Here is a 14911-nt window from a genome sequence, read left to right on the forward strand (position 1 = left end):
ATCGCGCTTAGCGCTTGTCGTGCTCGATCAGCGCATACGCCGAGTGGTTGTGGATCGATTCGAAGTTTTCCGATTCGACCACATAGGCCACCACGCGCGGATCGGCATTCAGCCGCGCCGCAACGTCACGCACCATGTCTTCGACGAACTTCGGATTCTCATAAGCGCGCTCGGTGACGAACTTCTCGTCCGGGCGCTTGAGCAGGCCGTACAGCTCGCACGAGGCTTCGGCTTCGACGATCTGCACCAGTTCTTCGATCCAGACGTGCTCGCCGAGCGTTGCGGTAATCGTCACGTGGCTGCGCTGGTTGTGCGCGCCGTACTGCGAAATCTTCTTCGAGCACGGGCACAGGCTGGTCACCGGCACCAGCACCTTGAGCTGCTGGGTGAACACGCCGTTCTTCAGCTCGCCGACCAGCGCAACGTCGTAGTCGAGCAGGCTTTCGACGCCCGATACCGGCGCGGTCTTGTTGATGAAGTACGGGAAGCGCATTTCCAGATAGCCGGCGTCGGCTTCGAGGCGTTCGCACATCTGCCGCAGGATGGTCTCGAACGAATCGACCGAGATCTCGCGCTCCTGGCCGTTGAGGATCTCGACGAAGCGGCTCATGTGCGTGCCCTTGAAGTGCTGCGGCAGGAACACATACATGTCGAACGTCGCCACCGTGTGCTGCACGCCTTCGCTGCGATCGGCCACGCGGACCGGGTGGCGGATCGACTTGATCCCGACCTTGTTGATCGCAATATTGCGCAGGTCGGGGGTGCTTTGCACGTCAGGGATGGACTGCGGGGCGTTCATCGAGATATCTCTCCAGCGGTTATAAGCACCGAGCGGCTGATAACCGGTAATTAATTGAAAGCTGAGTCATTATAACGGCGACCAATAACCGAGTAAACCAGTCGGGAATTCATGTGGGCATGAACGGCACGGCGCACATCCGCCACGACCAGAACAGAATCAGGCCGGTTTGAGCGCGGTAAACAGCTGCGCCGCATTGCGGGTCAACGCCGCCAGCATCGCTTCGACGTGCACCACCATATAGGGCAGGCTCACGTACATGGCCGCCACGCCGATGGCCAGCAGCAGCGGAAAACCGATCGCGAACACGTTCAGCTGCGGCGCGGCGCGGGTCATGATGCCGATGGCCAGGTTGGTGATCAGCAAGGCGCCGACCACCGGCATCGCCAGCATCAACCCGAGCCGGAAAATCGCCGCGCCCTGCTCGACCAACAAGCGAAAACCACCGGCGCCCAGCGGCCGTGCATCGAGCGGCAGCACGGCAAAGCTCTCGATCAGGATGCGCAGCACGATCAAGTGGCCGTTCAGCGCGAGGAAGATCAGCAACATCATCATATTGATGAACTGCGCGACGATGGGGACGTTGGCCGCGCTGTGCGGATCGAAAAAGCTGGCGAACCCAAGCCCCATCTGCAGGCCGATCACCTGCCCGGCCATATCGACCGCGTTGAACATCAGCCGTACCGCAAAGCCCAGCATCACGCCGATCAGCAGCTGGTTGACCGCGATCAGCAGCCCGGCGGGCGAGACGATCTCGACGCCGGCCGGCGGCGTCAGCACCGGCGCCACCAGCACCGCCAGCGCAATCGCCAGACCGATGCGCACGCGCACCGGCACCACCTTGTTGGAAAAAATCGGATCGGCGATCAGCAAGCCGAAGAAGCGGCAGAATGGCCACCAGAACAGGGCCAGCCAGAGTTCGATCTGCGCCTGGGAAACGGTGAACACCGGTTCAGCCGATCAGCTGCGGGATGCTCTGATACAGCCGCACCGTGTAATCCATCGCCATCTCGATCATCCACGGCCCGGCGAGGATGAAGACGATAAAGGCCACGATTAGCTTCGGGATGAACGACAGCGTCGCCTCATTGATCTGCGTCGCCGCCTGGAAAATGCTGACGATCAGACCGGTGGCCAGCATCGCCAGCAGCAGCGGGCCGCCGAGCAGCACCATCAGCTCCATCGCCCTTTGCATCACGGTGACCACGGTTTCCGGCGTCATCGGCTATCCCAGATAAAAGCTCTGCACCAAGGACCCCATCAACAGCGTCCAGCCGTCGACGAGCACGAACAGCATCAGCTTGAACGGCAGCGAGATGATCACCGGCGACACCATCATCATCCCCATTGCCATCAACAGGCTGGCGACGACCAGGTCGATGATCAGAAAGGGAATGAACACCAGAAAACCGATCTGGAACGCCGTCTTCAGCTCGCTGGTGACGAAAGCCGGTACCAGCACGCGCAGGCTCACGTCCTCGGGACCGTTGGGCTTTTTCATGCCCGAGACGTCGATGAAGAATGCCAGATCCTTCTGCCGCGTCTGCTTGAGCATGAAGTCTTTCAGCGGCACCGCGCCCTTGTCGACCATCTCATTGAAGCTGATCTTCTGCTCCGAGTACGGCTGGTAGGCCTGGGCGTAGATCTTGTCGAAGGTCGGCGCCATCACGAACAGCGTCAGGAACAAGGACAGGCCGACGATAACCTGATTCGGCGGAGCCATCGTCGTACCGATCGCCTGGCGCAGCAAGGACAGGACGATGACGATGCGCGTAAACGCCGTCATCATCAGCAGCATCGCCGGCAGGAAAGTCAGAGCGGTCAGGAACAGCAGCGTCTGCAGCGGCAAGCTGTAGGCGGTGCCCCCCGCCCCCTGCGTCGAATTCATGAACGGCAGGCCCGGATCGGCGGCGAAGGACGCGCCGGCAAAAAACAGCGGCACCGAGGCCAGCACCCAGCGCTTCACGACTTGGCCTTTTTCATCAGCGCGGCCAGCTTCTGGGCAAACGGCGGCAGCGGTGCCGGCGTGGCTGCGCCGGGCGCATCATCGGGACGCGGCTGCGTATGCAATAAATTGACCGAATGCGCCGTCACGCCGAGCACCAGCCAGGTTTCACCGCGCTCGACCACGACCACGCGCTCCTTCGGCCCGACCATCACGCCGGAGACGACGCGCAGCTGGTTGCCGGCCTGACCGGGCAGCAAGGAAAAACGCCGCATCAGCCACGCAGCGCCGACGATCAGCGCCAGCACCAGAGCGAGCATCACCAGGACCTGGACGAACTGCCCCAGACCGGGGCCGCTGCCGGCCAGCGACGCCGGCACCGATGCCGCCTGCGCGAGCGCACAGCCCGGCAACGCGGCAAGCGCGAACGGGAGAAAACGCATGGAGATTATTTGTGCAGCCGGCGAATCCGTTCCGCCGGCGTAATGATGTCGGTGAGACGAATACCGAATTTGTCGTTGACGACGACGACTTCACCCTGGGCAATCAGACAGCCGTTGACGAGGACGTCCATCGGCTCGCCGGCAAGGCCGTCGAGCTCGACGACCGAACCCTGCGCCAATTGCAGCAGGCTGCGGATTGCAATCTTGGTCCGGCCGAGCTCGACCGTCAGCGTTACCGGAATATCGAGAATCATGTCGATATTGCCGCGACCCGCACCGGCAGCCGGTGCCGTGTCAAAACGCTCGAAAATGTCGGCGGCCTGCACCGATGCCTGAACGGTGTCGGCCTCAGTGCTTTCGCTGGCAGCCTGTTCGGCCATCGCAGCTGCCCAGTCGTCCATTACTTCGTCGGCTTGGCTGTTGTCTGGCGTGTTCTCATCAGCCATGCTTTTCCCCCTGACCTGCTTCATCCTGCGCGCCGTCGGGGGTGCCGAGCACCCGGTTGACCTTCAACGCATACTGGCCGTTGAGAATACCATACTTGCATTCGAGCACCGGCACGCCGTCGACCTCGGCAACGATGGCCTGCGGAATCTCCAGCGAGATCACGTCGCCGGCCTTGAGATTGAGGATGTCGCCCAGCGTGATTTCGGTGTTGCCGAGCGTCGCAATCAGGTCGACCTCGGCATTCTGTACCTGTGTCTGCAGCAGGCTCAACCAGCGATTGTCCGACTCGATCCGGTCGGCCTGCATCGTGCTGTACAGCGTGTCGCGGATCGGCTCGATCATCGAATACGGCAGGCAGACATGGAAATCGCCGCCGCTGGCGCCGAGCTCGATCCGGAACGTGTAGGCAACGACGACTTCGGTCGGCGTCGCGATATTGGCGAACTGGGTGTTCATTTCCGAGCGCAGATAGCTGAATTCGCACTCGAACACCGGCTTCCACGCTTTCTGGTATTCCTCGAACACCACGTCGAGCAAACGCTGGATGATGCGCTGCTCGGTCGGCGTGAAATCCCGCCCTTCGACACGGACATGGTAGCGACCGTCCGAGCCAAACAGATTGTCGACGACGAGGAAGACGAAATCCGGATCGAAGATGAACAGGCCGGTGCCGCGCAGCGGCTTCATCTGGATCAGGTTGAGGTTGGTCGGGACGACGAGGTTGCGGATGAACTCGCTGTACTTCTGCACCCGGACCGCGCCGACGCTGATCTCGGCGTTGCGGCGCATGAAATTGAACAGCGCAATGCGCAGGTTGCGGGCGAAACGCTCGTTGATGATTTCGAGCGTCGGCATGCGGCCGCGGACGATGCGCTCCTGCCGACCGATGTCGTAGGTTCGCACCGCCGACGCATCGCCGGCCTCGTCGGATTCGTCTTCTTCCCCGGTCACGCCGCGCAGCAGCGCATCGACCTCTTCCTGGGAAAGGATGTCATCTGCCATTTAGAGGAGACCCGAAGCTCGCACGATCATGAACACAGGCGCCGTTACTGAACGATAAACGTGGTGAAATTGACGGAAAGCACACCCTCTTCGTCACCCTCGGCACCCAGCGCGTGGTTGATCAGCTTGCGGATTTCAGCACCGAGCTTGGCCATGCTGCCAACGGTGCGAACCTCCTGCGGCGACTTGCTGCGCAGTAGCTGATTGACCTCGCTTTGAATCTTGGGCATCTGTGCCTTGATCCGTTCCTGACTCTTGGCGTCGGCCATTTCGACGACGATATCCGTTTGGAGCATGGCATCTTCGTCTGGCGAATTCAAATTGACGGTGAATTGCTGCAGCTTTTCGAAGATTGGCGGGTGATCGGCGTCCTTTTCGGCCTTTTTCTTCTTGCCGGCCTCATGGGTTTCGACACTGCCGTCGTCGCCATGATCGCTCGATCGCGTCAGCAGAAAGGCGGCGCCGCCGGCAGTCGCGAGCAGCAGCACGGCCACGACAGCGGCGATGATGACGATCAGTTTTTTATTGCCTTTCGGCGCCGCTTGGGCTTCGGCCATGAATTCACCTGGATAGCGACGAGACGTCGATTCGTAAATGGATCGAGTCGAAACAGGTCGAGTCGAAACGGCCCCGGCAATAGCGGGGCCTCGTCAGTAAGCGCGGCGATTATAGCAAAGATTAATAGTTAATTATAAACAAGCCCTTGCGCGGACCATCACGCGTAAAAACTCAGCCCGCCACCGCTGACCGGCAGGCGGCGCGTCCCCAGATCGACGCGCAGCTCGGCCGGCTGGTCCGCACTGACACCGCTCACGCCACGCGGCTCGGGCCGCGACGAACGCGAGTCCTGCCCCGACTGGGCTTGTTGCTGCTGTGCATGCTGGTTCAGCGAATCGCTGGCGACCTGAACGTTGACGAGCTGGATGCCCTGATCGGCGAGCAGCGCGGTCAGGCGCGGCGTCGCGGCGGCCAGTGCCTCGCGTACTGCGGCATGCTGGCTGGCGAAAACGACGCTGGCCTGATCGTGCGCCAGCGTCAGGTGGACATCCATCGGTCCGAGATTCGGCGGGTTGAGCTGCATTTCCAGTTTCTGCTCGTGCCGGCCGATCATCATCGCCACGCGTTGCGCGACGGCGTCGCCCCAGCGCGACTCACCCACATGCGGAACGACGTTGTGCGTTGGCGTCGGTTTGTCGGTCTGCGTCACCGGCTGCGCTTCGTTTGTACGCGGCAGTTCGGCGCGGTTGGCGGCGAGCAGCTCGGCCGGCGTGGCTTCGGTCGCATCGGCATCGCTGGCGGCAAGGCCCAGCGGCAACGGTTTGCCGTGAGCGGCAAGTTCGTCCACCTCGGCAGCGGCCGGCGCTGCGGCCGTGGTCGGCGTTGCAAGCAGCGACACGCCGGTCGCACGCGCGTCGGCGGTGTTGGCGTCAACCGTCGCCGGCAACGTCGCAACCACACCCGGCGTAATCGCGGCACCCAACGGCTCGATCGTTGCGTCCGGCAGGGTTTCGCTGGCGACGGCTTCTTCCTGCGGCAAGGGTTGCGTCACCACCTGCGCCATCGATTGCAGCAGCGCCAGCCAAGGCGCGGCGGCGTCGCCGGGCTCCGGGGCGTCGTCCTTGGCGTCCTGCTGTGTCGACTGCGTGTCCTTGCCCGAGGTGGCCTGCTCCGGCTGTCTCGCGGCAACCTCGCGGGCCAGCGTACTGCCGAAGTCCTGCCCTTGCGCTGCATCGCGCGACGCAGCGGCCTTGGTCGCCACCGGGCCGACGGAGGAAGACAGATTGGTAACGGAAGTAGCCATGAAAACACTCGAAGCAAACGGCAGGAGCCAACATAAAAGCAAAAGCAATGCCAAGCGCGTACCGACCGCTCGCAACAGCCACTGGCGACACCGGGGCACAACGCGGTAACGTACGCGCACCATGGCTGAAGATTCCGATCTCGAACGCACCGAGCCGCCCTCGCCCAAACGGCTCGAGGACGCGCGCAAGAAGGGGCAGATACCCCGCTCGCAGGAGCTGGCGTCGTTCAGCGTACTGATGACCGGCATGGTCGCGATCGCCATGACCGGCCCGGCGCTGCTCAATGCGCTCAAGCAGGTGATGCGCAGCGAATTCACCTTCAGCCGCACCACGCTGGTCGACCCGATGCAGATGCACCTGCATTTCATCAAGGCCTGCGAGGCCATGCTCTGGGCCTGCCTACCGGTCTTCGTCGCCTGCGCGCTGGCTGCGCTGCTGGCGCCGATGCTGATGGGCGGCTGGCTGTTCTCGACCGAGGCGATGGCACCGAACTTCGGCCGGCTCAATCCGGCCAGCGGCATCAAGCGGATACTGTCGGTGCGCAGCATCGTCGAGATGTTCAAGGCCATCCTCAAGTCCGGACTGATCGGCGGGGTGGCCGCGCTGGTGCTGTGGAAAGAACGCGCCGATTTCGTCCAGCTGATCGCCATGCCGCCCGACAACGGTCTGGCCTACCTGTGGGGCATGGCGAAGTTCACGCTGTTCACCGTCGTCGGCGCAATGGCGGTCATCGTGCTGATCGACGTGCCCTACCAGCTGTGGGAGTACTACAAGAACCTGCGCATGACCAAGGAAGAGGTCCGGCAGGAAATGAAGGAATCCGAAGGCGATCCGCAACTGAAGGGCCGGATCCGCCAGCTGCAGCGCGAAGCGGCCAGGAAGCGGATGATGTCGGCGATCCCGAAGGCCGACGTCATCGTCACCAACCCGACCCACTATGCAGTCGCGCTGCAGTACACCGAAGCGATGCGCGCGCCGGTCGTCATCGCCAAGGGTTCCTTCCTGCTGGCCGAACGCATCATCGAACTCGGCAGGCAGCACAAGGTCACCGTGGTGCGGACGCCGCCGCTGGCGCGGGCGCTGTATCACCACGCCGACCTCGGCGAGGAAATTCCGGCCGCGTTGTATACTGCTGCCGCTGAAGTACTGGCCTACATCTATCAGCTGCGGCACTGGCAGCGCTATGGCGGGACCGAACCGGTGCTGAACGACAGCCTGCCGGTCCCGAAAGACCTCGACCCCGAAGCCGCCACTTGATGGCGGCGCCAATGAAATTGAAGGCGTGTGCGTAATCTCAATCTGACGCGACTGGCCGGCCCGGCGCTGGTCTTCATGGTGCTCGGCATGATGATTCTGCCGCTGCCCGCGCTCGCGCTCGACTTCTTCTTCACCTTCAATATCGCCATCTCGATCATCGTGCTGATGGTCAGCCTGTACACGCGCGAGCCGCTCGAATTCTCGGCCTTCCCGACCGTGCTGCTGGTAACGACGCTGTTGCGGCTGTCGCTCAACGTCGCGTCGACCAAGCTGGTGCTGACCGAGGGCCACACCGGCGCCGGCGCCGCCGGCCAGGTGATCGAGGCCTTCGGCCATGTACTGATCGGCGGCAACCTCACCGTCGGCATCATCGCCTTCGTCATCCTGACCATCATCAACTTCGTCGTCATCACCAAGGGCGCGGGGCGGATCGCCGAAGTGTCGGCACGCTTCACGCTCGACGCGATGCCGGGCAAGCAGATGGCGATCGACGCCGACCTCAACGCCGGGCTGATCGGCGAAGAAGAAGCGCGCAAGCGCCGCTCGGCGATCTCGCAGGAGGCCGACTTCTTCGGCTCGATGGACGGTGCCAGCAAATTCGTTCGCGGCGACGCCGTCGCCGGCATTCTCGTGATGGTGATCAACCTGATCGGCGGGCTGATCATCGGCATGGTCCAGCACGATCTACCCTTTGCCGAAGCCGGCCGCACCTACACGCTGCTGACGATCGGCGACGGTCTGGTCGCGCAGATTCCGTCGCTGATCATCTCGGTCGCCGCCGGTATCGTCGTTTCGCGCGTCGGCACCGAGCAGGACCTGTCCGAACAGATGCTCGGCCAGCTGTTCGCCAACCCGCAGGTGCTGTACGTGACCGCAGCGGTCATCGGCATCCTCGGCGTCATCCCGGGCATGCCGCATTTTGCCTTCCTGCTGATCGCGGCGATCGCCGCCAGCATCGCGTGGTGGCTGGAAAAACGCACTGCCCGCGCCCAGCAGGCCGAAGCCCTTGGCGGCGGGCCGACGGCCGCGGCCGCGGCCGCCGCCGCCGCCGCCGCGGCATCGCCATCCCCGCTGCAGGAAGTCAGCTGGAACGACGTCCAGCCGGTCGATCCGGTCGGGCTCGAAGTGGGCTACCGGCTGATTTCGCTGGTCGACCGCAATCAGGATGGCGAGCTGTTGCGACGCATTCGCGGCATCCGCAAGAAGATCGCCCAGGAGCTCGGCTTCCTGGTGCCGGCGGTGCACATCCGCGACAACCTCGAACTCAAGCCGAACCAGTACCGGATCCAGCTCAAGGGCGTCGACGTCGGCCTCGGCGAGGCCTATGTCGGCCAGTGGCTGGCGATCAACCCGGGCAACGTCGCCGGCTCGCTCGCCGGCACGGCGACCAAGGACCCGACTTTCGGCCTGCCGGCGACGTGGATCGCCGCCGAGCTGCGCGATCAGGCGCAGGCGCTCGGCTATACCGTCGTCGATACCGCCACTGTCATCGGCACGCACATTTCCAATCTGCTGCAGGGCCATGCCGCCGAATTGCTCGGCCGCGAAGAGGTGCAATCGCTGCTCGACCACTTCGCCAAGGAATCGCCGAAACTGGTCGAGGATCTCGTCCCCAAGCTGGTGCCGGTTGGCACGCTGCAGAAGGTGCTGCAGAGCCTGCTCGACGAAGGCATGCACATCCGCGACCTGCGGACGATTCTGGAAACGCTCGGCGAGCACATCGTCCGCACCCAGGACATCGACGAGCTGACCGCGGCGGTCCGCGTCGCGCTCGGCCGCGCCATCATCCACCAGCTGTTCCCGGGCGAGACCGAGCTGCCGGTGGTCGCGCTCGAACCGCAGCTCGAGAACATCCTGATGTCGGCCAGCGCCGGCCGCGGCGGCCTCGAACCGGGTCTGGCCGAGCGGCTGCTGCAACAGGCGTCGCAACTGTCCGAGCAGATGGAGGCACAGGGCCTCAACACCGTGCTGATCACACCGGGTGCCTTGCGGCCGATGCTCAGCCGCTTCCTGCGCCGCTCGATCCCGAACCTGCGCGTGATTGCCCACACCGAAATCCCCGACACCAAGACGATCCGCATCGTCGGCGTGCTCGGCGGAGTGTGATGCGTCGATCCGCTTGAAGTCGTCGGGCGGAAACGTCGATCAAGCCCGCGATCGACTGCAAACGTGCCCGGACGTCCCGGGCGTGCCGATGGGCGCGATGTATAATCGCAGCTCCGTCCAGTTTTGCAGCCCGACATGGCCATCCTGAATCAAATCGCGCAATCGCGCCCCCTGCTGGCCGCGAGCGAACTGAAAATCGCCGAACTGATTCTCGACGATGCCGACGGCGTCGTCGGCCTGTCATCGCAACAGCTGGCCGAGCGTGCCGGCGTCAGCCAGTCGAGCATCGTCAAGTTCACCCAGAAGCTCGGTTTCAAGGGCTTTACCGCGTTCCGGCTGGCACTCAGCGAGGAGCGCGGCCGCAAGAAGGCGATCCAGTTCGCACCGGCCGCGCAGCAGCTGCATAACCGGATCACCCAGGACGACACGCTGCCGACGGTGGCGCAGAAGCTGATGCAGGAGAAAGTCCACGCCCTGGTCGAAACCACGCAGGCGCTCGACTACGACGTGCTCGCGCAAGTCGTCGACGCGCTCAACGGCGCTGGTCGGGTGCAGATCGCCGGGCTGGGCGGCTCCTTGATCGTCGGCCGCGACTTCGCCTACAAGCTGCTGAAGATCGGCATTACCGCGCTGCTCGACCAGGACAGCCACGTGCAACTGAGCATCGCCAACACGCTGCAAGCGGGCGATGTGCTGCTGGTGATTTCATTCTCCGGCCGCCGCCACGAGGTGTTGCGCGCGGCCAAGATTGCCAAGGCACGCAATGCCACGCTGATCGCAATCACCAGCCCCGGCGACAATCCCTTGCGCGCGATGGCCGATCTGGCGCTGTCGACGCAGGCCGAGGAAGACCAGTGGCGCAGCTCGACGATTTCGTCGCGCACCGCGCAAAACGCCATCACCGATCTGCTGTTCATGGCGCTGGTGCAAAGCCGCGTCGAGCGCAGCACGCAGATCCAGCACACGCAAAAGCTGATCGACGAACTCAACCACCGAGATTAATCGGGATACAGCAGGTAAGCCGCGCGACGCCGGCGATACTCAGCCAGCGGCCAGCCAGCCTCGATCGCGGCCACGGCCTGCTCGGCCGAGGCGCCGCCGGCATGCAGCGCCGCGAGCTGCGACAGGAAATCCGCCCGGCCGATCAGTTGCGACAACCATTGCGGCCGGATCACATAACAGCGATCCGCATGGTCGAGGTAATCGGCCTCGGCGCTCGCGTCGCACTGCGTGGCATAGCCCAGCGCGGCCAGCCGGTACCACCAGCCGACAAAGGCCGAGATCGACGCACGCCGCAGCAGCGATGAATCGGCACCGTAGCGCTCGCCCCAGACCTGGCGCCCGCCTTGCGGCCAGCCGTAGTGCGTCTGTGCGGCATCGACCTCGTACGCTGCATTGACCGCGAGGCGCGCGTCCGGAAAGCCGGTCTGTTCATGCGGCGCACCGGAGCCGCGGCCCATATTGACGCTGGTCGCCTCGAACAGGCCCAGCGACGGGTAGAGCCGAATTGCCGCGTCGCTGCGCGTGGGTGTAAGCGCGTAGCGGCACGACATGCAGCGCCAGCGGCCGCCTTGCGCGGGCGCCCCAGTCGGCATCGTCGCCGCCGGGCGTATTGAGCCAGCCTTCACCGGCCATCATCCGCGCCAGCTCGCCGACGGTCAGCCCATGCAGCAGCGGCAGCGGATCGATGCCGATAGCCGACACGCACGCCCGCTCAAGCACCGGGCCGTAGACCTGATCGCCGTTGGGATTGGGCCGGTCGAGCACGACCAGCGCCTTGCCGTGCGCCGCGGCGCTTTCCATCAGCCAGTGCAGCGACAGCGTATAGGTGTAGAAGCGCACGCCGACGTCCTGCAGATCGAACACCAGCACATCGACATCGGCCAGCGCCCGCGCATCCGGGTGATGGCGCGGCCGGCCGGTTTCGTCCTGCCCGTACAGCGAGATCACCGGCAGGCCGGATCGCGCGTCGACATGATCGGCATCGCCGAAGCCGGCCTCGGCCTGACCGCGCAGGCCGTGCTCGACCGAAAACAGCGTCGTCAGCGCATAGCCATAGGTATCGGCATGGGCGCGCAACACGTCGATGCTGTGCCTGCCTGCGGTATCGACCGACGCGGCGCCGGCGATCAGCCCGACACGCCGGCCGGCCAGCAGTGGTCCGAAGACCTCGGGCCGATCGATTCCAAGTTGCAGCATCCGCCCTCCCCGGCGCCCGACGCAAAAAAACAGGAACGGTTTAACCGTTCCTGTTTAGAGCGGCTAATGCCCCAAGGGCACTTCCCGCGGGGCGCAAACCCAGTGAAACGGTGCTGGCAAGGCGCGCGAAACGACGTCCCACGGGGATTCCCTTCGGTCACAACAGTACAAGGTGTACGGCAAGTGAGTGCAACGCAGCTTCAGGGTTTCGTTAGCGGCGCTTAGCAAGATCAATCGAGATCGACGTCGCGACAGCCCCACAACAACGTCAGGATAAAGCCCGCCCCGTAGGCGGCGACCATGCCGGCGGCGTAGACCGCCATGCCGACGAAAATCCCCTGGTTCGACGTCATCAGCGGCAGCGACACGAGGCCGGACGGGCCGAACACCGTATTGAGGCCGACCGGCACGCCATACCAGGCGAACAGACCGATCACCAGGCCACCGACGGAACCGCCGATGCAGGCGGTGATGAAGGGTTTGACCCGCGGCAGCATCACGCCATAGATCAGCGGCTCGGCGACGCCCAGCAGGCCCGGAATGATCGCGCCCTTGATCTGGGTGCGCAGCATTGCCCCCTTTCCGGCCTTGGCGTACAGCGCCAGCGCCGCGCCGACCTGGCCGGCGCCGGCCATCGCCAGAATCGGAAACAGCGAGTTGAACCCCTGCGTTTCCATCAGCGCGAAATACACCGGCACAAAGCCCTGATGCACGCCGAACATCACCGAAATCAGGAACAGGCCGGCGAGCACGGCGCAACCGATCGGATTGCCGTTCAGATGCGAGAACAGATAGGACATGCCGTCGAACAGCAGTACGCCCAGCGGCATGATCGCGACGAAGGTCAGCGCGCCCATGATCAGCAGCGTCACCACCGAGGTCAGGATCATGTCGAGGTTGTCCGGCATCACCCGGCGTACCTGACGCTCGACCCAGGCACCGGCCATGCCGGCGAGCAGGATGCCGATGATGTTGCCGCGCGGATCGATCGCCACGCCGAAGAATTCGGTCATGCCCGCGTACATGCCGCGCGTAGCGTCAGGGTCGTAGCCGAGCACGAACAGCGACGCCAGGATCGCGCCGTTGACGCCCGAACCGCCGAAAGCCTGCTGGGTGTTGTAGCCGATCAGGATGCCGAGGAAGGCAAACAGGCCGGTGCCGAACACCTTCATATACCCGACCAGATCGACCAGCATGCGGCTGGGTTCGGCGACGCCGGCAATCCACACCTGATCGATCAGCGTCGCGAAGCCAAGCAGCAGGCCGGCGGCGATGAAGCCCGGAATCAGCGGCGTGAAGATCGTCGCGAACTTGGTCAGGAAACGGTGGATCGCGCTGCCCTGTTTGGCCTTGAGTGCTTTTTTGTTCTGTTTGGCGACGGCCGCCAGATCATCGGCGGCCGATACCGACGGCGCCACTGCCGCAGCCGTCGCCGCTGTCGGCTCGGCGGCGTCGATCAGCGACTGCATCATGTCGGCGCCGGTCTGCGATTTGCCCGGGCCGAGTACCAGCTGCAGCTCGTCGTCGCTGTCGATCACGCCCAGCACGCCGGCAATCGCGCGCAAGGCCGCGTGATCGGCGCGTTCGCGGTCGTGCAGCGTCAGCCGCAACCGGGTCATGCAGTTGCCGCAGCGGGCGATATTGCCGGCGCCGCCAGCAGCGGACAGCACGTCGGTCATCATGGCCAGGGAGATGGACATCGTCGGTCCCCGCTCAGGCGGCGCGCAGCGCGTTCAGCGCTTCGCGGATATGACCGCGCGCAGCGGCGAGCGCGCGGCGGGCTTCGTCGACGCCGGCCTTGGCCAGCTGCATCACGATCGCGGTCTTGCAGTGACCGCCGCTCTGCGCCAGCACCTGTTCGGCGTCGGCGCGCGAGCAGTGGCTCGCCGCCTTGACGATCTGTACCTGACGCTCGACCAGCTTGGCGTTGGTCGCCTCGACGTCGACCATCAAATTGCCGTAGACCTTGCCCATCCGGATCATCGCGCCCGACGTCAGCATGTTCAGCACCAGCTTCTGCGCCGTACCCGCCTTCATCCGCGACGAACCGGTCACCACCTCGGGGCCGACCACCGGGGTGATCGCGATATCGGCCAGCGCCGCCATCGGCGAGACCGGGTTGCAGCTCAGCGAGACCGTGGTCGCGCCGCGCGACTTGGCGTATTCGATCGCGCCGATCACATACGGCGTGCGACCGCTGGCGGCGATACCGACCAGCACGTCGCGCGCACCGAAATCGATCGCCTTGAGGTCGTCCCGGCCGGCGTCCTCATCGTCCTCGGCATTTTCGACCGCGCTGAATACCGCCTGCTCGCCACCAGCAATCAGGCCGACGATCTGCGCGGGGTCGGTGCCATAGGTCGGCGGACATTCGCTCGCATCCAGAATACCGAGACGGCCCGACGTGCCCGCGCCGATGTAGATCAACCGGCCGCCGTCCTGCAGCGACTCGACGATGACATCGACCGCCCGCGCCACCTCGGGCAGCGTGCGCGCGACCGCCGGAGCCACCTGCTGGTCCTCCTGATTGATCACCTGCAACATCTGCAGCGTCGACATCTGGTCGATCGCCGCGCTGGCCGCATTGCGTTGTTCGGTCACCATGCCACTGAGATCAATCGCCATATCCGCCCCTAAATTTGTTATTCAAAACAAGCAATATGTATAAATAATTTATTCCAATGTACCGACGGTGAGCCGTTCTGGCAAGTGAATATCTGTCGCGTCCCCGCCATGCAGGCACCGCCGCGGCGCCACATGTGCCGGTGACTGACCGGATGCCGGACTCCCGTCCGCGTGATCCGCCTGCGCCCGACACGCACGGCTTTGGGTGCATCAAGCCTTGTCCGTGCACGCAACCGCATTGCTTGCCGGCAAGGAATCCAAGCCGCCGCTGCACCCTCGTTCGCTG

General features: G+C 64.2%; 16 protein-coding genes. 3 read left to right on the top strand and 13 right to left on the bottom strand.

The features are described 5' to 3' along the window. Positions 1–7 precede the first annotated feature (7 nt). The 9 genes from folE2 to R0382_RS01295 form a co-directional block, all read right to left on the bottom strand. Positions 8–799, bottom strand: coding sequence for a GTP cyclohydrolase FolE2 (folE2, locus tag R0382_RS01255; RefSeq protein ID WP_432721733.1), 792 nt, complete (start codon positions 797–799; stop codon positions 8–10). 159 nt (positions 800–958) lie between these two features. Next, positions 959–1747 (bottom strand): flagellar biosynthetic protein FliR, encoded by a 789-nt coding sequence (gene fliR / locus R0382_RS01260; RefSeq protein WP_432721734.1) that lies wholly within the window; start codon positions 1745–1747, stop codon positions 959–961. A gap of 4 nt (positions 1748–1751) precedes the next feature. After that, on the bottom strand, positions 1752–2021 hold the full coding sequence (fliQ, locus tag R0382_RS01265) for a flagellar biosynthesis protein FliQ (RefSeq protein ID WP_432721735.1): 270 nt from the start codon (positions 2019–2021) through the stop codon (positions 1752–1754). Positions 2022–2024: 3 nt separating this feature from the next. Then, entirely contained in the window at positions 2025–2765 is a 741-nt protein-coding gene (gene fliP / locus R0382_RS01270; protein WP_432721736.1) for a flagellar type III secretion system pore protein FliP, read from the bottom strand. Further along, entirely contained in the window at positions 2762–3187 is a 426-nt protein-coding gene (fliO, locus tag R0382_RS01275; protein WP_432721737.1) for a flagellar biosynthetic protein FliO, read from the bottom strand. The genes fliP and fliO overlap by 4 nt, the downstream gene beginning before the upstream one ends. Positions 3188–3192: 5 nt before the next feature. Beyond that, on the bottom strand, positions 3193–3633 hold the full coding sequence (fliN, locus tag R0382_RS01280) for a flagellar motor switch protein FliN (protein WP_432721738.1): 441 nt from the start codon (positions 3631–3633) through the stop codon (positions 3193–3195). Then, positions 3626–4636: a flagellar motor switch protein FliM gene (gene fliM / locus R0382_RS01285; protein WP_432721739.1), complete on the bottom strand. Its 1011-nt coding sequence runs from the start codon at positions 4634–4636 to the stop codon at positions 3626–3628. The genes fliN and fliM overlap by 8 nt, the downstream gene beginning before the upstream one ends. Before the next feature lie 44 nt (positions 4637–4680). Beyond that, positions 4681–5193, bottom strand: a complete 513-nt coding sequence (locus tag R0382_RS01290) for a flagellar basal body-associated FliL family protein (RefSeq protein ID WP_432721740.1) — start codon at positions 5191–5193, stop codon at positions 4681–4683. A 158-nt stretch (positions 5194–5351) separates the two neighbouring features. After that, positions 5352–6437 (bottom strand): flagellar hook-length control protein FliK, encoded by a 1086-nt coding sequence (locus R0382_RS01295; RefSeq protein ID WP_432721741.1) that lies wholly within the window; start codon positions 6435–6437, stop codon positions 5352–5354. Between the two features lie 121 nt (positions 6438–6558). On the opposite strand from R0382_RS01295, the gene flhB reads away from it, so the two are divergent. The 3 genes from flhB (at position 6559) to R0382_RS01310 (ending at position 10803) form a co-directional block, all read left to right on the top strand. Then, positions 6559–7695 carry a flagellar biosynthesis protein FlhB gene (gene flhB / locus R0382_RS01300; protein WP_432721742.1) on the top strand — a complete coding sequence of 379 codons (1137 nt, stop codon included), beginning with the start codon at positions 6559–6561 and terminating at the stop codon, positions 7693–7695. A 75-nt stretch (positions 7696–7770) separates the two neighbouring features. Then, on the top strand, positions 7771–9801 hold the full coding sequence (gene flhA, locus R0382_RS01305; protein WP_432724196.1) for a flagellar biosynthesis protein FlhA: 2031 nt from the start codon (positions 7771–7773) through the stop codon (positions 9799–9801). A gap of 135 nt (positions 9802–9936) precedes the next feature. Beyond that, complete coding sequence (locus tag R0382_RS01310; RefSeq protein WP_432721743.1) at positions 9937–10803, top strand: MurR/RpiR family transcriptional regulator; 867 nt, start codon at positions 9937–9939, stop codon at positions 10801–10803. Here R0382_RS01310 and R0382_RS01315 read toward each other — a convergent pair. The 4 genes from R0382_RS01315 to murQ all read right to left on the bottom strand — a co-directional run bounded on the left by R0382_RS01315 (position 10800) and on the right by murQ (position 14625). Further along, positions 10800–11261 (bottom strand): hypothetical protein, encoded by a 462-nt coding sequence (locus R0382_RS01315; RefSeq protein ID WP_432721744.1) that lies wholly within the window; start codon positions 11259–11261, stop codon positions 10800–10802. The genes R0382_RS01310 and R0382_RS01315 overlap by 4 nt on opposite strands. Then, on the bottom strand, positions 11233–12000 hold the full coding sequence (locus R0382_RS01320) for an exo-beta-N-acetylmuramidase NamZ domain-containing protein (RefSeq protein ID WP_432721745.1): 768 nt from the start codon (positions 11998–12000) through the stop codon (positions 11233–11235). The genes R0382_RS01315 and R0382_RS01320 overlap by 29 nt, the downstream gene beginning before the upstream one ends. A 230-nt stretch (positions 12001–12230) precedes the next feature. Continuing rightward, complete coding sequence (gene murP, locus R0382_RS01325; protein ID WP_432721746.1) at positions 12231–13700, bottom strand: PTS N-acetylmuramic acid transporter subunit IIBC; 1470 nt, start codon at positions 13698–13700, stop codon at positions 12231–12233. 13 nt (positions 13701–13713) lie between these two features. After that, a complete protein-coding gene (gene murQ, locus R0382_RS01330; protein ID WP_432721747.1) occupies positions 13714–14625 on the bottom strand; it encodes an N-acetylmuramic acid 6-phosphate etherase in 912 nt (303 codons plus the stop codon). Between the last annotated feature and the right edge of the window lie 286 nt (positions 14626–14911).

Source organism: Jeongeupia wiesaeckerbachi (assembly GCF_050916355.1).
GTDB classification, from domain to species: Bacteria; Pseudomonadota; Gammaproteobacteria; order Burkholderiales; family Chitinibacteraceae; genus Jeongeupia; species Jeongeupia wiesaeckerbachi.